This window comes from Veillonellales bacterium (assembly GCA_039680175.1).
Classification (GTDB): Bacteria; Bacillota; Negativicutes; order JAAYSF01; family JAAYSF01; genus JBDKTO01.
In genome coordinates this window covers 26,251-49,555 of sequence record JBDKTO010000038.1, presented here as the reverse complement: position 1 = coordinate 49,555, position 23,305 = coordinate 26,251, and the positions used below count along the sequence as shown (strand labels likewise).

General features: G+C 45.0%; 18 protein-coding genes, 1 CRISPR repeat array and 1 other annotated feature. Of the genes, 12 read left to right on the top strand and 6 right to left on the bottom strand.

Translation table 11 applies throughout. The features are described 5' to 3' along the window. Positions 1–154 precede the first annotated feature (154 nt). Entirely contained in the window at positions 155–1,399 is a 1,245-nt protein-coding gene (locus tag ABFC84_06295; protein ID MEN6412363.1) for an HD domain-containing phosphohydrolase, read from the top strand. Positions 1,400–1,440: 41 nt separating this feature from the next. Further along, the gene (locus tag ABFC84_06290) at positions 1,441–3,156 is read left to right on the top strand and encodes a methyl-accepting chemotaxis protein (protein ID MEN6412362.1); all 1,716 of its coding nucleotides are present in this window, start codon (positions 1,441–1,443) and stop codon (positions 3,154–3,156) included. Positions 3,157–3,308: 152 nt separating this feature from the next. Here the strand turns inward: ABFC84_06290 and ABFC84_06285 are convergent, their stop codons facing one another. Next, positions 3,309–3,722 (bottom strand): helix-turn-helix transcriptional regulator, encoded by a 414-nt coding sequence (locus ABFC84_06285; GenBank protein MEN6412361.1) that lies wholly within the window; start codon positions 3,720–3,722, stop codon positions 3,309–3,311. Between the two features lie 389 nt (positions 3,723–4,111). On the opposite strand from ABFC84_06285, the gene ABFC84_06280 reads away from it, so the two are divergent. From ABFC84_06280 to ABFC84_06240, 9 genes are all read left to right on the top strand, one after another. Next, complete coding sequence (locus tag ABFC84_06280) at positions 4,112–5,827, top strand: methyl-accepting chemotaxis protein (GenBank protein MEN6412360.1); 1,716 nt, start codon at positions 4,112–4,114, stop codon at positions 5,825–5,827. 705 nt (positions 5,828–6,532) lie between these two features. Next, a complete protein-coding gene (gene cas5, locus ABFC84_06275) occupies positions 6,533–7,234 on the top strand; it encodes a CRISPR-associated protein Cas5 (GenBank protein MEN6412359.1) in 702 nt (233 codons plus the stop codon). After that, on the top strand, positions 7,228–9,378 hold the full coding sequence (locus tag ABFC84_06270) for a hypothetical protein (protein MEN6412358.1): 2,151 nt from the start codon (positions 7,228–7,230) through the stop codon (positions 9,376–9,378). The genes cas5 and ABFC84_06270 overlap by 7 nt, the downstream gene beginning before the upstream one ends. Next, positions 9,368–10,252, top strand: a complete 885-nt coding sequence (locus tag ABFC84_06265) for a type I CRISPR-associated protein Cas7 (GenBank protein MEN6412357.1) — start codon at positions 9,368–9,370, stop codon at positions 10,250–10,252. The genes ABFC84_06270 and ABFC84_06265 overlap by 11 nt, the downstream gene beginning before the upstream one ends. Next, on the top strand, positions 10,249–12,438 hold the full coding sequence (locus tag ABFC84_06260) for a DEAD/DEAH box helicase (protein ID MEN6412356.1): 2,190 nt from the start codon (positions 10,249–10,251) through the stop codon (positions 12,436–12,438). The genes ABFC84_06265 and ABFC84_06260 overlap by 4 nt, the downstream gene beginning before the upstream one ends. Before the next feature lie 196 nt (positions 12,439–12,634). After that, positions 12,635–13,327: a CRISPR-associated protein Cas4 gene (gene cas4, locus ABFC84_06255; protein MEN6412355.1), complete on the top strand. Its 693-nt coding sequence runs from the start codon at positions 12,635–12,637 to the stop codon at positions 13,325–13,327. Continuing rightward, on the top strand, positions 13,324–14,355 hold the full coding sequence (cas1c, locus tag ABFC84_06250; protein ID MEN6412354.1) for a type I-C CRISPR-associated endonuclease Cas1c: 1,032 nt from the start codon (positions 13,324–13,326) through the stop codon (positions 14,353–14,355). Before cas4 ends, cas1c begins: the two co-directional genes overlap by 4 nt. Before the next feature lie 10 nt (positions 14,356–14,365). Next, positions 14,366–14,656: a CRISPR-associated endonuclease Cas2 gene (gene cas2, locus ABFC84_06245; protein ID MEN6412353.1), complete on the top strand. Its 291-nt coding sequence runs from the start codon at positions 14,366–14,368 to the stop codon at positions 14,654–14,656. Positions 14,657–14,821: 165 nt separating this feature from the next. Beyond that, positions 14,822–16,111: a CRISPR direct-repeat array (repeat unit 32 nt; unit sequence GTCACGCCCTTCGCGGGCGTGTGGATTGAAAC). A 320-nt stretch (positions 16,112–16,431) separates the two neighbouring features. Then, positions 16,432–16,697: a binding site (T-box leader), on the top strand. Positions 16,698–16,754: 57 nt separating this feature from the next. Continuing rightward, a complete protein-coding gene (locus tag ABFC84_06240; GenBank protein ID MEN6412352.1) occupies positions 16,755–17,780 on the top strand; it encodes a branched-chain amino acid aminotransferase in 1,026 nt (341 codons plus the stop codon). 167 nt (positions 17,781–17,947) lie between these two features. On the opposite strand, the gene ABFC84_06235 is transcribed toward ABFC84_06240, so the two are convergent. The 5 genes from ABFC84_06235 to ABFC84_06215 form a co-directional block, all read right to left on the bottom strand. Then, entirely contained in the window at positions 17,948–18,310 is a 363-nt protein-coding gene (locus ABFC84_06235; protein ID MEN6412351.1) for a NifB/NifX family molybdenum-iron cluster-binding protein, read from the bottom strand. Between the two features lie 158 nt (positions 18,311–18,468). Next, positions 18,469–18,834 (bottom strand): NifB/NifX family molybdenum-iron cluster-binding protein, encoded by a 366-nt coding sequence (locus tag ABFC84_06230; protein ID MEN6412350.1) that lies wholly within the window; start codon positions 18,832–18,834, stop codon positions 18,469–18,471. A 310-nt stretch (positions 18,835–19,144) separates the two neighbouring features. After that, complete coding sequence (locus ABFC84_06225) at positions 19,145–19,726, bottom strand: DUF1847 domain-containing protein (protein MEN6412349.1); 582 nt, start codon at positions 19,724–19,726, stop codon at positions 19,145–19,147. A gap of 214 nt (positions 19,727–19,940) precedes the next feature. Next, positions 19,941–20,384 (bottom strand): 4Fe-4S binding protein, encoded by a 444-nt coding sequence (locus ABFC84_06220; GenBank protein ID MEN6412348.1) that lies wholly within the window; start codon positions 20,382–20,384, stop codon positions 19,941–19,943. A gap of 175 nt (positions 20,385–20,559) precedes the next feature. Further along, on the bottom strand, positions 20,560–21,753 hold the full coding sequence (locus ABFC84_06215) for a sugar diacid recognition domain-containing protein (protein MEN6412347.1): 1,194 nt from the start codon (positions 21,751–21,753) through the stop codon (positions 20,560–20,562). Between the two features lie 207 nt (positions 21,754–21,960). On the opposite strand from ABFC84_06215, the gene ABFC84_06210 reads away from it, so the two are divergent. Continuing rightward, positions 21,961–23,301, top strand: coding sequence for a gluconate:H+ symporter (locus ABFC84_06210; GenBank protein MEN6412346.1), 1,341 nt, complete (start codon positions 21,961–21,963; stop codon positions 23,299–23,301). Positions 23,302–23,305 lie beyond the last annotated feature (4 nt).

Genomic DNA, 23,305 nt, shown 5'->3' with positions numbered 1-23,305 from the left:
AGAATGGATAGACGAAGCAAGAATAAAAGGGTATAATGTATTTCACAGAGATCGACGTTATACGACAATGGTTGTTAGGCCGCTGTTTTCGTTTGATAAGTTGTCTTTGCGACCAGAGTTGCTGGTCGTTTTTTAGTTGGGGGATGGACGATGAATGGAAAATCTGAAAAAGATGCTGATTGCCGTAATTGCGGCCGATCTTGGTTTAAACCTGCTTGGTACTATTCGACATATCAGCGGCACGATTGCTGCCTATCTGCAATATCTGGATGATATTGGCCTGTCCCTTATTTTGCTCATTCTGCTTCGGGCGACGGTGGGTAAAAGTAAACTGGCGGATATGCAGCGGGAGGTAAACAGCAAAGCTATATTTGAGAATATGCCATGTACCATCAAGCTCATATCGCCGGAGTTTGATATTCTCATGCTGAATCGGGAAGGTTCCCGCTTATCCGGGGTTCACGAGCAGGAAATACTGGGGAAAAAGTGCTACGATGTTTTTGGCAGCGGCAAAATGTGCGAAGATTGTCCGGTGCCAAAGGTGATGACAGAAAAGACGGTTTGCCGTGTTCAGCAGCATATCTGGAGAATTCACGGATCCGAGCTTTATGTTGAGCAAACCGCCATTCCTATTTTTGACAATAACGGGAATGTAAAATGCATTCTGGAATCCGCCGTTAACTTAACGGAACAGTATGAGTTGAAAAACAGAAATAGCAATATGTTTATTGAGACGGTTTCTTCCCTGGCAAAACTGATTGGAAGCCGGGATCACTCCACCGGCACCCACTCGGAAAGGGTATGCGGCATTGGGCTGCTGATCGGGAAGCAATTGCAGCTTCCCCTCACAGTTATGCAAGAAATTGGCGTTGCCGCCTTACTGCATGATATTGGCAAGATCGGCATTCCGGAGAATATTCTGAAGAAACAAGGGAAACTGACGCCGGCGGAATACAAAGAGATACAGCGGCATTGCGAAATCGGCTATAATGCGTTGAAAGATATTGAACCGCTGCAAAGGATTGCCGAATACGTCCGCTATCATCATGAGGCTTTTGATGGCAGCGGCTATCCTTTTGGACTGAAAGGGGAAGCCATCCCGCTGATTTCCCGGATTCTTAGCGTGGCCGATGTTTTTGAAGCGTTAACGGCAGACCGGGTCTACCGGAAAGCTATGAGCTTTGAACAGGCATTAAACATTATGCGGGAGGGCAGAGAGAAAAAATTTGATCCTGTTGTACTGGACGCATTTTTGGAATGTATCGCCGAGGGAAAAATTACGGATTTGCAAACAAAAGTGCAAAAATATTGGCAGCAAAGTATAACTTTTTCTCATAATATGGATGTCCTGGGAATGGGCGGAAGCCCGAGAGAGAAGCTCTTGACAATCCTTGATTAGTAAGGATGAACAATAGCAAGCGTTGAATGGGGGAATTGAACATGCAATGGTTTCATAATTTGAAGACAGGGACGAAAATTGTCGGGCTCATTTTGATTATAGCCTTGTTTATGGGTGTGGTCGGTTTCACCGGCTATTATTACGCGGACAAGCTAAGTGACGGAATGAATGCGATGTACAAGGATTATTTGCTGCCGGTGAAGTGGATCAATGCGGCCAGCAGCCAGTCCCGGGCAGTCGAAGCGCTGACCATGGAGCTGTTTCAGCCGGGAGTGAGTAAGGAACAGGAACAGAAGGTACTGGAAGAGGCAAAGCAGCGGATTGGAGAGGTCGATACGCTGTTGGGAAGCTACTCGCAGGCGAAACTGGATCCGTTTGAGCAAGAACAGCTGCCGATACTGCAGGGTGAACTAAAGGTTTATCGTTCCGAACGGCAAAAAGCCGTTGACATGGCTTTGGCAGGAGATAAGCAGGGAGCTTATGCCTACTTTACCACTTCCGCTGCTCCCCATGTGGATAAAGTCAATAACATCTTGAATCAGTTAACCGACTTTAACGCCCGGCGGGCGGAAGAAATCAATGAGGCAGGCAAAAAGGATGCTGCTTCCGTCGGGATTATCATCGTTGTGATCACGATTTTCTGTTTAGCTCTGTCTATTCTGGCGGGAGTTGGGGTATCACGGATGATTACGAAAAGGTTAGATTGTGTCGTAGCAGCGCTGAAACAAGTAGCCCAGGGTGATTTATCGCAGAAACTTGCGGTTACGGCGCAAGACGAAATCGGCGAATTGGGACATGCGCTTAATGCTACAGCCGACCATCTGCGGAAATTGGTACAGCGTATTGCCGGGGCGGCGCAGAATGTTACCGCCGCATCGGAGGAACTGACGGCCAGTACCGACCAGTCCGCTCAGGCTGCGGAACAAATCACAACCGGCATCACGGAAGTTTCTAGCGGTGCGGAAAAAGAAATGGCGGCGATAGACGGTGCATCCGCTTCCGTCCAGCAGATGTCGGCCGGTATTCAACAGATAGCGGCCAACGCCAATTCGGTTGCGGCAGTGGCTGAAGATACGGTCCAGTCGGCGAAAAAAGGCGGCGAGGCCGTTGATTCGGCTGTAGCCCAGATGTCCAATATTGATGCCACAGTAGCAAAAACCGCTTCCATGGTTGCCAAGCTGGGTGAACGGTCGAAGGAAATCGGCCAGATTGTCGATACCATTGCCGGGATTGCCGGGCAGACCAATCTGCTGGCTTTGAATGCGGCTATCGAAGCCGCCAGAGCGGGAGAACAAGGACGGGGCTTTGCGGTAGTCGCCGAAGAAGTCAGGAAACTGGCGGAACAGTCACAAGACGCGGCCAAGGAAATTGCGGCCTTGATTCAGAGCATTCAGAGCGAAACCGACAGTGCGGTGGAAGCGATGAACCAGGGGACGCACGAGGTCCAGGTCGGTTCCGGCGTGGTAGCCAATGCGGGACAGTCCTTTAAGGACATTGTGGCTTTAATCAACAAAGTATCAGCCGATGTTCAGGAAATTTCCGCGGCCATCGAACAAATGGCCGGCGGCAGCCAGCAGGTTGTTTCTTCCATAGAAGAAATCGATAAAGCCAGCAAACATATTTCCGGTCAAACGCAAAGTGTTTCTGCCGCAACGGAAGAACAGTCGGCCTCGATGCAAGAGGTTGCCGCATCTGCCCAAAGCTTGGCGAAAATGGCGGAAGACTTGCAGCAGGCAACGACTATTTTTAAAGTGTAAAGCGATTTTAATTTATACGACAACCGAATCGCTGTCTAGACGAAAAAGCGCGGGATCCTTGTGATCACGCGTTTTTTGTATATAAAAAAAAGAGCCCCGGGGCTCCTGTCAATCAGCTTTTCAAGAGAATACTAACCGGCTGCTGCTATTACTTATTCTGAGCGAGTGGGAGAAGCGCTTTCTTTTTTAAATCTGTCTGACTCTTCTTCAATAAAAGGCTTAAAGCAGTATTCAAACTGTTTTTTAGCCCAGCACCGGGTTTCTTTGTCTCCCTGCATCATCTTGTACAATAAAAAAAGCATATGAGATAACTCGGGGTCATTAGTAACTACGAAATTTTTCTGTTCTATCCCAAAAAGAAGCCAGTCGGCGGATACATTGTAAAATCGGCAGATTGCTGCGATAGCATCCGCTGTCGGCTGCGTGATGTTCCGTTCATATTTACTCAAATTGCTTTGAGAAATTCCCGTTGCTTCATAGATGATTTTCTGGGTGACATTTGAAAGCTTGCGTAGAAATTGGAGACGTTCTCCCAAGGTATTCATTTGATTATTTTTTTCAACCAAAAGCTCACCTCATTTAGTTCAAATATGAATTTTTATCTTGAAATTTATTCATATTTGAATTAAAATGTAAATAGAAATATTTATTGAACGGAATACTTACGAAACGTTTTGTCCTTACAGGGGGAAATAGAGAAATTTTCATACCTATCCATTGTTTTATTATACTCTAAAATAATCCCTCTATATTAATGAAACTCGTAATTATTCCTAGTAAATTATCTTAGCGTATGCCATTCTCCATATCAATTGGGACCATATGACAAAAAAGGCGTTTACAAACGCCTTTTTTTGGAATTAGAGGCAAGTCTCTATGGAGGCTGGGATTGATTCCATGAATGTTCAATATATTGTGGGAAGCGTCGTCGCAATTTTGAATGGAGGGACTTGAAATGCAGTGGTTTCATAATCTGAAAATAGGAACGAAGCTTGTAGGGCTGGTTGTAATTATAGCCCTGTTTACGGGTGTAGTCGGTGCTGCCGGATATTATTATGTGGACAAGCTGAGCAGCGGAATGAATTTGCTGTACAAGGAATATCTGCTGCCGGTGAAGTGGATCAATGCGGCCAGCAGTCAGTCCCGGGCAGTGGAAGCACTGACCATGGAACTGTTTCAGCCGGGAGTGAGTAAAGCGCAGGAACAGAAGATACTGGAAGAGGCCAGGCAGCGGACCGGCGAGGTGGATAAGCTTCTGCAAAGCTATGCGGGAACAGATAGGGAGTCCTTTGAAACAGAACAGCTAACCCGGCTGCAAGATGAGTTAAAGGCTTATCGGGCGGAGCGGCAAAGGGCGGTTGACATGGCGCTGACGGGAGATAAGCAGGGAGCTTATGCGTACTTTTCCACTACGGCTGCTCCCCATTTGGATAAAATTAACGAAGGATTGAGCCAGTTAGCCGATTTTCATGCCCAGCGGGCGGAGAAACTAGATGAAGCAGGCAGAAAAGATGCCGCCGCCATTGGGCTCACCATTGCTTTGATTACGATTCTTTGCTTAGTTCTGTCGGTCATAGCGGGAGTCGGGGTATCGCGGATGATTACGAAAAGGCTGCATAATGTTGTGGCGGCTCTGAAGCAGGTAGCCCAGGGCGATTTATCGCAGAAGCTTGCGGTTACGGCGGAAGACGAAATCGGCGAATTGGGACATGCGCTTAATGCTACAGCCGACCATCTGCGGAAACTGGTACAGAGTATTGCCGGGGCGGCGCAGAATGTCACCTCTGCGTCGGAGGAACTGACGGCCAGTACTGAGCAGTCGGCTCAGGCCGCGGAACAAATTACTACCGGCATTACCGGAGTTTCTAAAGGTACGGAGCAAGAAGCAGCAGCGCTAGACGATGCATCCGCTTCCGTCCAGCAGATGTCGGCCGGTATCCAGCAGATAGCGGCCAACGCCAATTCGGTTGCGGCAGTGGCTGAAGATACGGTTCAGTCGGCAGAAAAAGGCGGCGAGGCCGTCGATTCGGCTGTAGCCCAGATGTCCAATATTGATGCCACAGTAGCAAAAACCGCCTCCATGGTTGCCAAGCTGGGGGAACGGTCGAAGGAAATCGGCCAGATTGTCGATACCATTGCCGGGATTGCCGGGCAGACCAATCTATTGGCTTTAAATGCGGCGATTGAAGCCGCCAGAGCGGGAGAACAGGGACGGGGCTTTGCGGTAGTCGCCGAGGAGGTCAGGAAACTGGCGGAACAGTCACAGGAAGCGGCGAAAGAAATTGCCGCGTTGATTCAAAGTATTCAAAGCGAGACGGATAACGCAGTGGAAGCGATGAAGCAGGGGACCCAGGCGGTACAAGCTGGCTCCGGCGTAGTAGTCAATGCGGGACAGTCCTTTAAGGATATTGTGGTTTTGATCAGCAAGGTATCAGCCGATGTTCAGGAAATTTCAGCGGCCATCGAACAAATGGCCGGCGGCAGCCAGCAGGTGGTTTCTTCCATAGGAGAAATTGATAAAACCAGCAAACATATTTCCAATCAAGCCCAAAGCGTTTCCGCAGCGACCGAAGAGCAGGCGGCTTCGATGCAGGAGGTTGCCGCCGCCGCTCAGGGGCTGGCGAAAATGGCGGAAGAACTTCAGCAGACAGCGGTTATTTTTAAAATTTAAAAGAGCCTTTTATAGTAAGAATTTTGTCAGTGCGAACGATAGTGAAGCAAGCTTGTTTGACTGTGGGTAATTGTTTTATTGAGTATTTTTACATGGACAGTAAAACTTCAGAAAATTTATTTAAACTAAAAGCGTTCGGTCATCAGGATGGGCGCTTTTTTAGCATTCAAAAAAAAGAGCCTTGCGGCTCCTAAAAGTTAACTTTTTATTGTCAGCCCGAACACTAATGCGGCGACCAGAGAAAACAGGCTTGCAAGCCCAAAAGAAACGATACATGTCCGAATCAGTTCCATCTCAAGGCCACCTCCCTTTATTCTCCTTCCTACTTATATTATAGCACTTTTCAGTATTTTCTGTTATTTATTTTTAACGAATTTGCTAAATTGTATGGCATAGGATAGTAGATTGAGAAAAGCGCTCTTTCTCTGGAAAAGGGAAGAGCGCTTTTTTGCTAAAAAGATTTGAAAAAATGGAGGAATTTTGTAAAAAAGGAAGGAAATTTTGGAATAAAACGAGAAGAAAGAAGTATGTGTAAATTATATTACTGAAGAATTTTAATCTCATGATTTTAACTACGCTGGAATGCAGGTTTGCAGTTTCCCGATGTCACTATGAAAAGTCCGATTTACGGGATAGACATTATGGGATAATGCATTTGTCAAAATTACCACGAACTACCTAATTTTAAAGCAAAGGAGGATTTTTATGGTACGATTGTCTTATCCCATTGAAATGGAGATAGCCGGAAATACCGCGATGTGGACAAGACCGGATACCGGTGATTGTCCTGTCAGTTATCCAGCTCCAACATATTCTGCGGTCAAGGCTATTTTTGAATCTATTTTGTGGGGGCCGGATGTAGAAATAATTCCAACAAAAGTGGAATTGTGTGAGCCCATACAATACCACTCCTATTGTACAAATTATGGAGGACCTTTGCGAAAACCCACATCGATAAAAAAGGGAAATAATTATCAGTTGTATACTACCGTGTTAATTGATGTCTGTTATCGACTATACGCAGCAGTTGTTCCCAATAAAGAAAAAAGCAAATTGCCGGAAAGTGCTATACGATGGGATAAAAATACGACATCACCCGGACATGCTTATCAAAGCATTTTTGCAAGACGTCTCAAGAGGGGGCAGTGCTATTCCATTCCGGTATTGGGATGGAAAGAGTTTACTCCTTCATATTTTGGCAAGTTTCGTGACACAACGCAGGTATTATCTGATTTACTGCCAGTAATCATACCATCAATGCTTAGACAGGTTTTTTCCAAGGGATATACCCCTCTGGGTTCCTATGCAAAAAAGAATTTTTCTCCGGTCTCCTATGTTTACGACAATGACCTTGTTATTCAAAACGGTGTGTTGGAGTATCCCCAAAAGGAGGGAGAATCATGCTGAATGAATTGTATCGCCTTTCAAACGCATTAGAGAGCAATGGGATAAATGTAAAGGATTGGTATGATGATTACGGCGCACTTCCCAAGGTTACCTCCAAAGCTCCCTGTATCAGAATATGGCTTGCCAAGGATGGCTCGATCTGCGAGCTTGAGAGCATAAGTGCAGAGCTTGCACAGTCGCTGAGAAAATTCGGGAATAAACAAGGGACCTTTCCTGCTTTCAATATTCCACCGTTGTATCGTATCACCAATAAAGAACATCTATCTGAACTAGAACGCATAGAAAAAGCAAACACAGCACTCGACGTAGACAAGATTCAATCGTGGTGTGCTAATGACAATTGGCATAGAGGGACTATTGATAAAGTCAATCGGAGTTTGCATAGTGTTCCACAGAGCTTTCTTGAATTAATCGGTACACAGCAACAACCGGAATGTTGTCTGATCTTAGAACTGATTCGTTTGGCCGCTGAATTTTCCAATGATAACGATTGCGATAAGAGCTTTAGGTCTGCACTGGAGAAATGCATTTTTGCAAAGCTCCAAAAACAAGAGGACGTTGATTTGGCATTCTTCATACTGTTCCATAAGGCCAACCCCAAAAAGGCGCCAAAAAACGACACTGACACATCGATATCGATTATCTTAGATTTGGTTGATTGGCAACAATATGGATATCCTGTAGCAAGCAAACATATCACCGAATGGGTAAACAGCGCACTTTTACGAACCTATCACAATACCATAGCTAAAATTCCTCCTGTTGTAGGCCTAACTGATGCATTTGGAAAGCCTCTCAAAATTTTTGATAAACCTATGCCCAGTATAGACCTTAAGGGCGCAGGTATATCTGATGTAAAATTGCGTTCTATGTTCTCAGAACACCCATGTCAAGGTCGTTATAAATACTTTGAAAACAATTCATATCCGATTTCGCCAGAAAACCGCTCGTTAGCAAAAAAAGCGCTTGAATGGGTTGCTAGCTCGGATAGAAAGGGGGTTACATGGCAGAAAGTCGACACAAAAGAGATTGTTTTTGTTTACCCATCTCAATTGCCTGAGGTTCCGCCCAAGTTTGCATCAATTTTCGGGTCAAATCAAACAGAAATCTCTGTGCAAACGGAAGCGCGGTTTGAAAATATTGCGGAAGAGTTTATTAAGGCACTTAGAGGCATTCCCACGCATGAAAAGCCAGAATTTATTCAGATTTTCACAATTCGGAAAATGGATAAAGCTCGGTCAAAGGTAATTTTTTCTCGAAATTGCTCACCGGAGCAGATGATCAAAGCTGCTGAAAACTGGGCGATTGGCTGTAGCAATATTCCAGAGACTGAACTTGGAGAGAGGGAAACTCCTTTTCCGCTACAAGTGGCTCGTATCGTCAACAATGTATGGAAGCAAAATGGAGATTTGGCACAAGGGAAATCCACTGTTGAACGGATGAAGTGCTATCAGGGGATGGAGTTACTGCTCGATATTATGCAAAAAAGTATGATTTGCAATTACCTCCATATCGTAATTACAAACTCGTCGGGATTAGTAAACTATTTTGGCAATTGGGTACATGGTGGAGCAAAATGCAAAGACAAGACAGAGGGGAAAAACTTAGAAAAGCTGAAAAGAGAAATAGTCTTGCTACTGTCCGTTCTTGGACTGTTGCTTGATAAAAATAGTGACCGAAAGGAGAAATATATGGAAAACATGGCGTACTTAGTCGGACAGCTACTGAAAATATCCGATGAGCTTCATACATTGTATTGCAAAGTTGTTCGGAATGGGGATGTTCCGCCGCAACTTGCAGGCAGTGCGCTGTTTGTGACTGCTGGAGAGACACCATATCAGGCAATTGCACAATTGTCCTGCCGAATGAATCCCTACATAACATGGGCAAAGCAATACCGCTTTAAGAATATCAAGGATGAAGGAAAAGAAAGTTGGAAAGCGGCTTGGTACCTCAAGCTATTTGAAAATGTTGCCAACAAGCGGAGCTTAACGATGACAAATTCAACAAGGTTTAACGATTTTGACAAGGCGCAGCTTTTCATTGGATATCTTGCATCATTCCCTAAAAGTGAACCACCAGCAAGTACCACAGATAACAACAATAATGGCAATAATATAGGAGGGTCTGATAATGAGCAGTGAAATTAAACGGGCAACTGGTCTTTTGGTAATTGAGGTTGTAAACTCAAATGCAAATGGCGATCCAGACAGAGAAAGTGATCCCCGCCAGCGTCCGAATGGCATAGGCGAGATTTCACCAGTATCCTTCAAGCGTAAGCTGCGTGATTTACTAGAGGACCATGACAGTGACTTTTTTCAGAGTCTCCCTGATACGTATACTAAGAATAGTGATAATTACTGCATATTGGAGTCAAGAGACCGTGAACTAGGGGCTATTACTAAAGAAATGGCACATGACATAACAAGTTTTGATCAGAAAGAATTTTTGAAAAGTACTTTTGTTAAAAAATATTGGGATGCGCGAATCTTCGGAAATACTTTTTTGGAGAAAGGAGCAAATAAGAATTTTATAAAAACCGGTGTTGTTCAGTTCGGTGTTGGGGTCTCAATTTCACCAATAAATACTATACGTCATTCAAATACGCAAAAAGCTCCAAGACAGGAAGGTAAAAACGCTGGCATGGCACCACTGGCTTTCCGAGTTGTGGAACATGGTGTGTATTGTATGCCCTTCTTTGTGAATCCTAATTTTGCTCACAAAACAGGCTGTACTGAGCAGGACATCGCCTTACTTAAACTGCTTATTCCCCAAGCGTATGATTTGAATCGTTCTGCCATTCGCACAGATGTACGCATCCGTCATGCTTGGTATATTGAGCATAAAAATGCTCTTGGCAGCTGTCCTGATTTTATGCTTTTGGAAGCACTTACGCCAAAGCGTATTGGAGATACGACCATTGCGTCTACGACTTGGGCTGATTATGAGGACAAAACCGCTCTGCCAGAGGAGTTGATAGGAAGGGTAAGCTTGGCAACTGACTTGATGCTGATATGATTTACTTAGCACACAGTAAAAAGGGGAATATTCCCGAACAGGAATACTCAACACATATTTGTGGTGTAAGATCGCGTGCATGCGAATATGTACGCGCTATGACCAGTTATTCTGAATGTGACAAAGACCTGCTATCGCAAGTGGTGGAAAAGGCAGCTGTCTATCACGATATGGGCAAGTTAAACAAAGATAACCAAGAGGTGCTGTCTGGGAGAAAATCGTCAAAGTTTCTTCCACGACATCATCAGGACGCAGGGGCGGCCCATTTTTTGAACTGCAAGCACTTTTCCGCAATTTCCGCTGCTGCGATACAGGCTCATCACCTTGGCTTCCCGGATTTTTCTGTTGAAATGAATAAGGGTGATGCAATTTTTCGTGATGTTTCCATTGCTTCTGATGTAGATAGAGAAGTGCCCCAATTAGAAGCAATTCATGATAGCCTCATAGAAAGCCACTTCAGATATCCTGAGGAAGCAATTAAGGGAAACCGTTCGGTTTTCTTTCGACTGCTATTATCATGCATTTCAGATGCCGACCATACCGACACGGCCACTCATTATCGACAGTATCCATCCGTCGAAAAAACGATTCTGTTGCGTCCAGACGAGCGTCTTGCACGATTAGACCGTTGTATTGCCGAGTTACAGCAAAAGGGCGCCAATGATGAGAGAAATACCTTGCGCAATAAGATGTATCACGTGTGTCGAGATGCCGACATCAATTCAGGAATTAGCTCTTGTGATAGTCCGGTAGGTTCTGGGAAAACAACGGCAGTTATGGCGCATTTGCTTGCACAAGCAGAAAAACGTGGATTGCGACGTATTTTTGTGATACTGCCATTTACCAATATCATTAAGCAATCAGTTGATATCTATCGAGATATGCTCGTTTTGCCGGGTGAGAACGCTGAGGATGTTGTAGCAGAGTTGCACCATCGTGCAGATTTTGAAAGTGAGGATACCAGATATTTAACCGCACTTTGGCGTGCGCCAATTATTGTGACGACTGCTGTTGCTTTCTTTGAAACGCTTGCATCTAACTCTTCTGCAACGTTACGTCGTCTGCATGAATTGCCAGGAAGTGCCATATTCGTAGATGAGGCTCATGCTGCTTTACCGGTCAGTCTTCTGCCACTTGCTTGGAAATGGATCAATATTTATGCCGCCGAATGGGATTGCTACTGGGTATTGGCATCCGGCTCGTTGAATCGCTTTTGGACAATTCCTGAAATATCTGATAGAAATGACTCCGATAACATACCGGAAATCGTTAATGAGGAAATTCGCAGTCAACTTTCGAGTTATGAAAATAACCGGATTTCCTATCATAATGACTTGCAGCCTAGAGGAACAAAAGAAACTTCTGACTGGATTGCTGGCTTTCCTGGTCCGCGATTGGTCATCATGAATACCGTTCAAAGTGCAGCTGTATTGGCAGATTATTTTGCGAAACATTTTGGACGGGGGCGGGTTGAACATTTATCAACTGCTCTAACTTCTGATGATCGTGACAACACACTCCAACGGGTAAGGAATCGATTAGAAAGTAAAGAAGATACTGATTGGACTCTCATTGCAACATCTTGTGTTGAAGCTGGAGTAAACTTGTCTTTTAGAAATGGATTTCGAGAACTTGGCTCGCTTGTGTCTTTGCTGCAGGCAGCAGGACGTGTAAACAGGGAAGGCACTCTTGGAGATTCACAAATGTGGACATTTTGTATCTCCGAGGACGGAATGTTGAAGCTTAATCCGGGCTTAAAAGAGTCAGCTTCTGTTCTGAAAGGGTATTTTGAAATTAACAAAACGATTTCCCCAGAACTCAGTACACAATCTATAGTTGATGAAATTGCGCTGTATGGGCTATCGGGAAAGCACAAGAGTTTGGTTGACAATGAAAGCATTCAGGAGTTTCGTCAAGTAGAACATGACTTTAAAGTTATTGACACCGATACGCGTCTTGTTGTGGTCGATGCTACTGTAGCAGAACAACTGAAATATGGCAAAATAAATTGGCGCAATTTGCAAAAAGTTTCAGTTCAAATTGCTAAATTCAAATTAGATGAACTGAAGACGCCTATGGTAGTAGATAACATATATAGGTGGAATCTTGACTATGATGATTTTCTTGGCTATATGGCGGGTATTGTGAAATTGAAGAAGTATAGCGGGGAAGTCTTGATAGTCTAATTTATTGATTCTGAAAAAATACCAAAGGGGATCTCCGTAATGGTTAACGTGTTTTACATATTATTGCGAAAGCAGACACCCCATGTTCGATCGATGACTATGGGCTATCAATGTTCTGACGAAATGCATTCCAGAAATAATTTCATAAGTATGAAGGGAAAAGGTTGTGGCAAATGACCTTAGAGTATAAATAATAATGGCTATTTATTCAGAAGACGATTTCCTCATGCTCTCCGGCATTCAGCACATGGCCTTCTGCGAACGGCAGTGGGCGCTGATTCATATCGAACAGGTTTGGTCGGAGAATGTCCGGACGGTAGAAGGTAAGCATTTGCACGAACGTACGGATGATCCCTTTGAGGATGAAAGCAGGAAAACACTCCGCGTGGTCAGGGCGATGCCCTTGGTCTCTCACACTCTTGGGTTGCGGGGCATCGCGGATGTTGTGGAGTTTTATCAAAGTAAGGAGTATGAAGCAGGCAAAGTGTGCCGGTTGGAAGACCGTACCGGATGGTGGCGACCGGCTCCTGTAGAATACAAGCGGGGACGTCCGAAGCGAGATGATCGGGATGCGGTACAGTTGTGTGCGCAGGCTATGGCGCTGGAAGAGATGATGCAGGTATCCGTTGTTTCAGGGTTCCTCTTTTATGGACAAACTAAGCATCGGGAATCAATAGCCATAGACGCAACTCTTCGCCAGCATACAGTCGCTCTTACCCAACGGATGCATCAATTATTCCGGGAAGGAATAACACCAAAAGCAAAAAAAGGAAAGCATTGCTCCCAATGCTCGCTGGTTGAGCAATGTCAGCCGTACTGGATGACGCAGCACCGTTCAGTGGAAGCTTATTTAGCACGGATGTGCTGTGTAGAGGAGGAGGATCGTTGAGACGGCTTCTGAATACACTTTATGTGACCATGCCTGATGCCTATTTGGCTTGTGACGGTGAAAATGTTTTGATTAAAGCCCAAGACGAGATTAAATTTCGCATTCCAGTGCATAATCTGGAGGGCATTGTTTGTTTCGGTTTTGCGGGTGCAAGCCCGAAACTTATGTACTTGTGCTGTGAACGCGGCGTAGCCCTTTCCTTTTTGACCGGATACGGCAAGTTTATGGGGCGTGTGACCGGCAATGTGTCCGGTAATGTGCTGCTTCGGCGGACACAATACCGCTGGTCGGATGATAATAATACGGCTGTTCGGTTGTCCCGACGCTTTATTGCTGCCAAAATTATGAATAGCCGGGCGGTCCTGCACAGAGTATTACGGGACCACCCGGAGGCAGTTGATCAGGATTCATTGAGACGTGCAATCCAGCTGTTGGCAGGCATGCCGAAACGGCTGGAACAGGCGAAGGATGGCGATGCCGTGCGGGGCATTGAGGGAGAAGCGGCCCGGCTCTATTTCACTCATTTTAATGAGCTGCTTCTCAGTCAAAAAGATGATTTTCAAATAGCAGATCGAAACCGTCGGCCGCCGACGGACCGGATGAATGCATTGCTTTCCTTTTTATACACTCTGCTTACCCATGAATCTGTAGCAGCATTGGAAAGTGTTGGGCTAGACCCGCAGGTGGGATTTTTGCATCGGGACCGGCCGGGGCGGCCAAGTCTTGCCCTGGATATCATGGAAGAATTGCGGCCTCATTTTGCCGACCGGCTGGCAGTAACGCTGGTGAATCGGAATCAGATTTCAGCAAAAGGTTTTGTTATAAAGGAAAATGGGACTGTGCTTATGGATGACGATACCCGCAAAGCAGTGTTGACTGCATGGCAAAAAAGAAAACAAGAGGAAATTGTTCATCCTTATCTTGAAATAAAGATTCCGTTGGGGCTCATACCCTATGTCCAAGCGATGCTGCTGGCCAGATATATGCGAGGCGATTTAGAAGATTATCCGCCATTTTTCTGGAAATGAGGTGTTGTCAATGATGGTATTGATTACCTATGATGTTAATGTAACTACTGATGCAGGGAAGAGTCGTCTGCGGAAAGTGGCAAAGCAATGTGTTAATTATGGCCAGCGTGTTCAAAATTCAGTTTTCGAGTGCTTACTTGATCCAACAAAATTTGCCGAGTTGAAATTCCGGTTGGAGAGTATTATCGATCCGAAAACGGACAGCTTGCGTTATTATTTTCTCGGGAACAACTGGAAGAATCGTGTGGAACATTTTGGCGCCAAAACCGGATATGATCCGGAAGGTATGCTCATGGTTTGATGCGAACCTGGAGTTGTCATGATTTTCCCGGGAGGTTCGCAGGCAAGTGATAAACAATGGTTGAGGATTTTTGTAGCCAAGTTTTGGTAAAATAAAAAGGAATTTTTAATGGTTCGCAAAAACACGTGCTTGAAGGCAGGTGTTTTCTGTAGCACAAGATAAACTGTCACGCCCTTCGCGGGCGTGTGGATTGAAACGGGACTGGGGATTTGGTGATCTCGATGCTTAAAGGGTCACGCCCTTCGCGGGCGTGTGGATTGAAACGCCTGTCCCTTGCGTGCCAACCATTTTAACACCTAGTCACGCCCTTCGCGGGCGTGTGGATTGAAACCAGTTAAGCTATGGTTACGTTTGTATAGCCATTCAGGTCACGCCCTTCGCGGGCGTGTGGATTGAAACAATAGCTCTATCTCGTTGTTTTGCTACAAAGTTTAGTCACGCCCTTCGCGGGCGTGTGGATTGAAACATCAGTGCCAAGTTAGGTAACTTACCGTCTATCTGTCACGCCCTTCGCGGGCGTGTGGATTGAAACTTCTGAATTTGGTTCTTAGCTTTCAAGCTGCTTAGTCACGCCCTTCGCGGGCGTGTGGATTGAAACAAAGTCCCTACTCAGTTAATAGCTGGGTAGGGGTCACGCCCTTCGCGGGCGTGTGGATTGAAACTGGGAATGGGTTGCAAATTGGGGCGTAATGCTTAGTCACGCCCTTCGCGGGCGTGTGGATTGAAACCTTCGGTGAAGCTGTGGAAACTCTATGTGAGTTGTCACGCCCTTCGCGGGCGTGTGGATTGAAACTTCAGTATACCCATAAGGTTCCTGAAAGTGTTACGTCACGCCCTTCGCGGGCGTGTGGATTGAAACAGAGACAGAGTTTGTTGGTGTTGCTTTACTATGGTCACGCCCTTCGCGGGCGTGTGGATTGAAACCTCAATAACTCGTTTGGCTGCAAACTTTCCATTACCGTCACGCCCTTCGCGGGCGTGTGGATTGAAACGAGCGCATGAAGAAAGCCAATAAACTGCTGAAAAAGTCACGCCCTTCGCGGGCGTGTGGATTGAAACTGAGCATCGGATATGCACATGATGTACGAGTATTCGTCACGCCCTTCGCGGGCGTGTGGATTGAAACATTAAACTGTGCTAGAACCATACATGTCAAATGTCACGCCCTTCGCGGGCGTGTGGATTGAAACTTCTTAACTTCTTCTGCAGCATCACCCATCTTCGGTCACGCCCTTCGCGGGCGTGTGGATTGAAACGTCAAGCATATCTGCTGTAACCCACCTGCCTAAGGTCACGCCCTTCGCGGGCGTGTGGATTGAAACAATGATACTCCAGCAGGAAGTCCATCGGAAGGATGTCACGCCCTTCGCGGGCGTGTGGATTGAAACGTTGGTGGTTTGATCATGTTATTTAGGAGGCGATAGTCACGCCCTTCGCGGGCGTGTGGATTGAAACGCGGGATCGGGGACGCCGCAAACCCAATGAATTCGTTACTGTCATATTATTGGGTAAACTTACATCGGCGGCATCAATATGTCCCGCTTTAATAGCATTCAATACGCGTTCTTTATCTTTTTGGCACAGTTGCATCATAACAGGATCACTTGATTTTTTATAATTTAGAATCCCACTAAATTAAAGCGGATACTTTTGTTTTTCCCCAAAAGACTAATTGAAGATCATGCTATTTTTGTTTGACAAATAATTCTTTTAGTAGTATACTAAAAACACTTTATAGATTCATATTTTTCTGAATAAAATTTAATATTGTAACCGGAAAAGTAATGAAGGAGCTAGTTGCATGTAGTATGTTTCAGAGAGTCGGTGGGCGGTGTGAACCGATAACAGAACGATGCGAGTGTCATTCCTGAACTGCAAAGCTGAACCTTTTAGTAGGCTGCGCCGGTATCAACTCCTTGTGAGTGCAACCGTTATATTGCTAAAGTTGCTAGGCTTGATGAGATGTATCTAGTTAATATGCTTTTATGTATTGCTAGGTATAACAAGGGTGGTATCGCGAGAGTAACCTCTTGCCCCTTTAGATAGGGGGCGGAGGTTTTATTTTTTACTATTTAAATAAAGAATGGAGGCTATTTTTATGGAAAAGAAACAATTGGATTGGAAGAACCTTGGCTTTGGTTACATATCTACAGAGAAGAGATATGTTTCCAATTTCAAAAATGGGGCCTGGGATGAGGGCACGCTGACTTCAGATGATACTGTTGTATTAAACGAATGTGCGTGCGTTTTTCAGTATGCACAGGCATGTTTTGAAGGGCTGAAGGCTTATACTACTGAAGATGGTCATATCGTAACCTTTCGCCCTGATTTAAACGGAAAACGCTTGGAGAATTCTGCCAGGAGATTGGAAATGCCGGTTTTTCCCGCGGAGCGTTTTGTCGATGCAGTTGTAAAAACCGTTGAAGCGAATGCGGCATATGTTCCGCCTTACGGTTCAGGGGCTACGTTATATATTCGCCCGTATATGATGGGAACTAACTCAGTAATCGGTGTAAAACCCGCAGACGAGTATCAGTTCAGAGTTTTTGTGACTCCCGTTGGACCTTACTTCAAAGGTGGTATGAAGCCGCTTACTCTTTGCGTAAGTGATTTTGATCGGGCCGCACCGAATGGAACAGGTCATATTAAGGCGGGATTAAACTATGCGATGAGCCTTCATGCTTCTGTCACAGCTCATGCAGCCGGTTTCGATGAAAATATGTTTCTCGATCCGGCGACAAGAACAAAGGTTGAAGAGACGGGTGGTGCAAACTTTATTTTTATAACAAAAAATAACAAGCTTGTAACACCTAAATCGGAGAGTATTCTGCCGTCGATTACCAGACGTTCTTTGGTGCATGTTGCAAAAGAATATCTTGGATTGGAGGTAGAAGAAAGGGAAGTGCTTCTGGATGAAGTGAAAGACTTTGCTGAATGCGGATTGTGCGGTACGGCAGCAGTTATTTCACCCGTAGGAAAGATTGTAGATCATGGAAAAGAAATTTGTATCCCGAGCGGTATGAGCGAAATGGGACCTATAATCAAAAAGCTGTATGAAACTTTGACAGGTATTCAAATGGGACGGATCGAAGCACCAGAAGGATGGATTAAAGTAATCCGTTAGAATTTTTAATAAAATTAAGGTCTAAACGGAAAATAGCATAATGGAATCGAAAGTTAGGAAGGAACCTTAATTTATTTAATTCGCGGTCGAGGCTTGTGAGTTTTGAACGCAAAACAGGAGCCGGTTAGACGACAATTGTCGTCTAACCGGCCCCTGTTTTATATTGATTAATGATTGCCGCAGCCGTGGCCCTCATGGTCATGGTCACAGGCGTTGCCGGTATCGGCAAGGTTGCCTTGCAGATACCGGGCGGCAAGATTTTCCGGGGTATCTGAGGGCGCACCGCATAAGACTTTTACGCCACGTTCCCGCAAAATGGCTTGAGCCGCTTCCCCCATGCCGCCGACTAGAATGTCGGTGCAGCCCTGGTCGGCGATCCAGTTGGGAATGACGCCGGGCGCATGAGGCGGCGGAGTCATGGTTTCCTGTTTTACAATTTTGCCGTTTTCTGCGGTTACGATGGCAAATTCCTGGCAATGGCCAAAATGGGTGCAAAGTTTTCCTCCGGCTAACGGAATAGCGATTTTCATAGTTGAAACAACACCTTTCTGTTTTTTTGAAGATAATTTTTATTTTTTACATTTGCTGCTCTGGCGGCAGCGATTCCTTTTGTAGTAACGGATTATGTTTCATGAACTAAAAGAAAAAATATTATGAAATATCAAGGGGGAAAGCGGCTGAGACGGCGTTATTTTTGTTTCCTGTTTGGCATATCTAAAGCATTTGGTGCATAAAGAAGAGCTAATTTACCGGACAGAAACGTCGATAGAATTTCTTCTGCAGTGCTGGTTGTTTCCCCCGAAGAATAGATGGAAATTTGATTGGCTTGCAGCAGTTTAAAAGATTTGGCACCAATGTAACCGGTAATGAGAATTTTAATGTCGTTTTCTGCCAGAGCTTTTGTCCCATAGACAGATTCGGCAGTTTGTGTATTCGCCAGAGATGACCAGACCTCTTTTTTTTGATCATAGATGACAAAATAACCGGCTTGGCTAAATCGGGAATCAACTTTTGCCAAACGGTTTTTGCCATAGGCGGTGATGGCAATTTTCATCTCGCTTTCTCTCACCTTCCTATTTTGGTAAAATGTATTTAATTTTATGCAGTTAGTGACCGTAAAAACAAATTCTTGGTATATTTGAATAGTTTGGTCAGCCCTGCAGCCGTTACATCCTAATAGATAATTGGTTTTCCCTGCTGCAGATTATGGTATGTTCCTGCTATTTTCGGAAGTTTTTATTTTAGGTGATGAGTCAAAATTTCCGCAATAGGCGGCATTGATTCAAGTAGGGTGACTCACCGCCTGAATTGCCGGTGTTTATTCCAACAGTGTCGGACGTTTTTTCCTTTGGCTTTTTTGCCTGTTAGTCGGTTAATTCAAGACGTTTATTGCGCCAGTAGCCGGAATAGATAGCGCCGAGAGGATTGTGGCTTAGCAGACGGTCTTTGGCTACAAGTGTGGATACCGGGGCTTTGACGTGACGGTTAAAAATCATATCATGTCCCACGCAAAGACCAACGGCAAAGTTTAATTCTGTTCCCGCATCATTTAAAATTCTAGCTTGTATAGCCGGATTGCACATAGCCTCGTAGCGGTCATCTTTAATTTGCTTCAGTTCAAAGTGGTGTTTATCGAAGCCGCAGACTTTGCAGCATACGGAATGGACAGTGAAAAATTTTTGGAAGTATTGTACGATATACCCGGCTTCTTTGGCTAAACCAATGCAAAAGGCTACGCCGATGGAAGTGCAGTTCATCTCCTGGGCAAATTTTACGCTTTCTTCCAGGCGTGATAGCTGCATATAATAGTTTCCTTCAATCTTGGCGGCTGCCGTCATCAACTGCCGATCGGTAGTATCATAGGCTGCTTTGATTTCGTCAGGCTGCAGGCCGGGACAATTTTGTCCGGTGTAGCAATTTTTTTGTTTGCACAGTGCGCATTGCATCATACCATCTCCGTTGCATAATTATTTTTGATTGGAAAATTTAATTGTATTCAAATAATTTTTCGGAATACACGGCAAATACCCTTTCAGTCATGTGTCAGACCGCGTTTTTTGTATGAAGATTCACAGTGTATACTAATTATGAAATATATTTCATAATTAGTATACACTGTCTGCCAAGGAATGTCAAGAACATTCGGCTGCTTTTGTTATCTCACTTTCTTCTTATGGCGTTAAAGGGGCAGATGTCCATGCAAGTGCCGCACTTTACACATTTCAGGGGATCAATATAGTGCTGTTCTTTTCTATTGCCGCTGATCGCATCCACGGGACAAGCTTTTCTGCAAGCATCACATCCCCGGCAGGTGTCAGTAATACTATATACTTTCGGGCTGCCGTCCGTTCCGGCAGAACAGCGTTTTTCCGCACGGTTCTGCTTGGCTGAATTGCGCAGAGCCGCAGCTTGTTCTTCCAGCCGGGCGGCCTGGGCTTCTAAAGGTTCCTGCTTTGCAGTCGTGCTAATGTTGGAAACTCCGGAGCTGCTGCGCTTACTGCGGTCAAGGCCGGTATTGAATACCATATTCCTCCGGCAGCCGCCACCGCGGCCGCTGCCTCGCGGGCCGCGGCCCAGCGGACCGGTTCCATCTCCTTTTGGCATATAAAAAAACTCCTTTGCTAGCAATTTGAAATATAATTTATAATTCGACGCCAGAACGATTCAGTGCCGTTACGGAAATTTAACTGATGCGATAATGTATATTCATTATGAATTATATTTCAAAATAAATATATATGATTTAACGGGGAATGTCAAGAATAGAAAGATAATGATATTAAAATATCTCCGGCTGCTTCGTCTGCTGCTGGATTAAAAGCAGTTTGCATAAAATTGCATCATCAATACAGCGGGATGGGTCGAGAGCGGTTTCATTTTTCAGACAGGTAAGGCGGTATAGAAGGGTGTTGCGGTGAATATGAAGCTGATCGGCAGTGGCGTTGATGTTAAGATTATTTTCCAAAAGTGAGAGAAGAGTCGTTTGCATGTCGGTGTTTTCAAAGTTTGTACCGGAAAGAGATGCGGCTATATTTTTTAATGACAGCCCGGCCGGACTGGCAGCTGCTTCCTGCAGAGCGTAACGAACGATTATATCACGGTCATATATCGTTTGAACCACGGATTGGCTCTGACATTGGGAAAGACAGTATTTTGCCTGTTCATAGGAAGAATGATACGCATGGATGGAACCTGTGATTGCTCCGATACCGCAGGCAAGAAAAACGTTATCGTTTGAAGCAATGGCAGCTATTAGATTTTCGGCCCACTGGTGCATTTTTTTATTGTCAAGTCTATGGGGGAAGCATTTTAGAATGATGAATTTTTCATCCAGCATAACTGCAATATCTTGTTCGTTAATCAAACCCAGTTCGGTAATTTTTTGAATGGATAAATCAGCCGCGCGCTCCAGCACAAGTTCGGAGGAGCCATACTCGGCTATATATTTGCTGATCAGACTTGTTGCGTCAATTAAAGCGACTGCACGGGGTATTTGCATTTTTAACCCCAGCGTTTTGGCAATTCTGTTTATTTTTGGCGGAACGAGACCGGAAGCATTGGCAATGACAATATCAATAAATTGTTCCCGCAGCAGGTATTTGGAATGCATTTCTTTTTGCAGCAGTTCTCGTTCAAGAATAAGCTCGGTTATCGTTTTTACTAATCTTCCGGTAGAGCGAACTTCATCCGGACTGCCAAAAACACCTACTACGCCAACGGTTTGGCCGTCAAATACAATCGGCAGGTTTACGCCTTGCAAGGCACCGGGATATAAAGGCAGTTCGTCAGGGTAGATCTCAATGACGGACCCTGTTTCAATCACATCTTTTGCGCCTTTATGAAAGGTTTTATAGCGATGAGGATGTCCGGTAGCAATAATGATGCCTTCCCGATTCATAATGTTTACATTTCGATGAACCAAGCACATGGTAGTATCGACTATTTTTTGCGCCATTTCGTCGGATATAATCATATCGTTTCTCCTTGCCTTTGGTTATTTTGCACAAAAAAGCAAATTATTTTATTTAATTTTCTGTTTTTTCAACAATTGTATAATGGTATAGGATCCTATAGGATTAGTATATAAGAAGTTATCGCAAGTTTAAAGCTTAAATTAATTTGGAAGGAGGCACTTTGTATAAAAAGACTAAAATAGAGATACAGCAGGGAGGAAGGATAAATGGGAACTACAGGAATGATGATAGCGGTTTTGGTGTTGGCCATTGCATTGATTATTATTTTAACAGTGCGTGTTAAATTGCATGCTTTTGTCGCTTTGCTTGCAGCTTGCTTTTTTATTGGTTTTTGTACCGGGATGCCGCTGGATAAGATGCTAAAGTCAATTGAACTTGGCATCGGCGGCTTTTTGGGCATGCTGGCGCCCATCCTGGCGTTAGGCGCTATTGTCGGTAAAATGATGGAAATATCCGGCGGTGCGGAGCGTTTGGCCAGGACAATGATTCGTGTATTGGGGAAGCGAAACACCCATTGGGCGTTAATGATTGTGGGGTATATCTGCGGCATACCGGTTTTTTTTCAAGTGGGTATCGTTCTTTTAATGCCGCTGTTATTTTGTGTGGCGATTGAGGCGGGAATGTCCCTGGTAATGGTCGGCATACCGATGATCATCGGCCTTTTGACGGTTCACTGCATGGTACCGCCTCATCCGGCGGCTACTGCTGTTGCCGTTGGCCTGAATGCGGATATCGGCAAGGTGATTTTATATGGACTGATCGTAGGATTTCCGGCAGCGGTCATTGCCGGGCCCATGTTCGGGAAACTGGTAGGAAACAAGTTCGAACTGCATCCGCCGGAACATCTTCTTAAGGCGGAGCCAACGCCGGAAGAGGAACTGCCTTCTTTTGGTATAACATTGTTTACAATCTTGTTTCCGCTGATATTGATGATTTCCAAGACTCTTTTTGAGCTTGCGCTTGGTAAAGCTCATCCGGCCATGGTATATGTGAATTTTATTGGATCTCCGGTCACTGCTTTGTTTTTGGCTGTGTTTCTGGCTTATTGGACGCTGGGGTTAAACCGGGGAATGAAGATGGAAAAGCTGCGGAAATTTAGTGAGGTTGCAATTGGGCCAATGGCAGCTATTCTTTTGATCATTGGTGCCAGCGGTGCATTTAATCAGGTTTTAATGGACAGCGGCATAGGCAATGCGATAAAATCAGTCTTGACGGCATGGCATATTAATCCGTTGATACTGGCATGGTGCGTTGCGGCAATTATGCGCTTCGCCGTAGGCGGCGCTACGATTGCCATGATTACTGCTGTAGGACTGGTTATTCCGGTCCTGCCGATGTATCCCGGCCTTGATCCGGCATTGGTTGCCGTGGCCATTGGCGCGGGAGCGATCGGCTTCTCCCATGTGAATGATCCGGGATTTTGGTTTGTTAAAGAATATTTTGGCATGGAAATGGGCGATCTTTTTAAAACGTATACGTTGTCTACGACGATTGCGTCTGTTGCCGGGCTGGTTTCATTATTGCTTTTCAGCGGCGTTATCGGCTAAAATA

Excerpts from the sequence above, each read along its gene's own strand:
- ABFC84_06210 (MEN6412346.1), top strand. The coding sequence starts at position 21,961 with ATGGGAACTACAGGAATGATGATAGCGGTTTTGGTGTTGGCCATTGCA.
- cas4 (MEN6412355.1), top strand. The coding sequence starts at position 12,635 with ATGGCTATTTATTCAGAAGACGATTTCCTCATGCTCTCCGGCATTCAG.
- ABFC84_06215 (MEN6412347.1), bottom strand. The coding sequence starts at position 21,753 with ATGATTATATCCGACGAAATGGCGCAAAAAATAGTCGATACTACCATG.
- ABFC84_06235 (MEN6412351.1), bottom strand. The coding sequence starts at position 18,310 with ATGAAAATCGCTATTCCGTTAGCCGGAGGAAAACTTTGCACCCATTTT.
- ABFC84_06295 (MEN6412363.1), top strand. The coding sequence starts at position 155 with ATGGAAAATCTGAAAAAGATGCTGATTGCCGTAATTGCGGCCGATCTT.
- ABFC84_06240 (MEN6412352.1), top strand. The coding sequence starts at position 16,755 with ATGGAAAAGAAACAATTGGATTGGAAGAACCTTGGCTTTGGTTACATA.
- ABFC84_06270 (MEN6412358.1), top strand. The coding sequence starts at position 7,228 with ATGCTGAATGAATTGTATCGCCTTTCAAACGCATTAGAGAGCAATGGG.
- ABFC84_06225 (MEN6412349.1), bottom strand. The coding sequence starts at position 19,726 with ATGCAATGCGCACTGTGCAAACAAAAAAATTGCTACACCGGACAAAAT.
- ABFC84_06260 (MEN6412356.1), top strand. The coding sequence starts at position 10,249 with ATGATTTACTTAGCACACAGTAAAAAGGGGAATATTCCCGAACAGGAA.
- ABFC84_06290 (MEN6412362.1), top strand. The coding sequence starts at position 1,441 with ATGCAATGGTTTCATAATTTGAAGACAGGGACGAAAATTGTCGGGCTC.
- ABFC84_06265 (MEN6412357.1), top strand. The coding sequence starts at position 9,368 with ATGAGCAGTGAAATTAAACGGGCAACTGGTCTTTTGGTAATTGAGGTT.
- cas5 (MEN6412359.1), top strand. The coding sequence starts at position 6,533 with ATGGTACGATTGTCTTATCCCATTGAAATGGAGATAGCCGGAAATACC.
- ABFC84_06230 (MEN6412350.1), bottom strand. The coding sequence starts at position 18,834 with ATGAAAATTGCCATCACCGCCTATGGCAAAAACCGTTTGGCAAAAGTT.
- ABFC84_06220 (MEN6412348.1), bottom strand. The coding sequence starts at position 20,384 with ATGCCAAAAGGAGATGGAACCGGTCCGCTGGGCCGCGGCCCGCGAGGC.
- ABFC84_06280 (MEN6412360.1), top strand. The coding sequence starts at position 4,112 with ATGCAGTGGTTTCATAATCTGAAAATAGGAACGAAGCTTGTAGGGCTG.
- cas2 (MEN6412353.1), top strand. The coding sequence starts at position 14,366 with ATGATGGTATTGATTACCTATGATGTTAATGTAACTACTGATGCAGGG.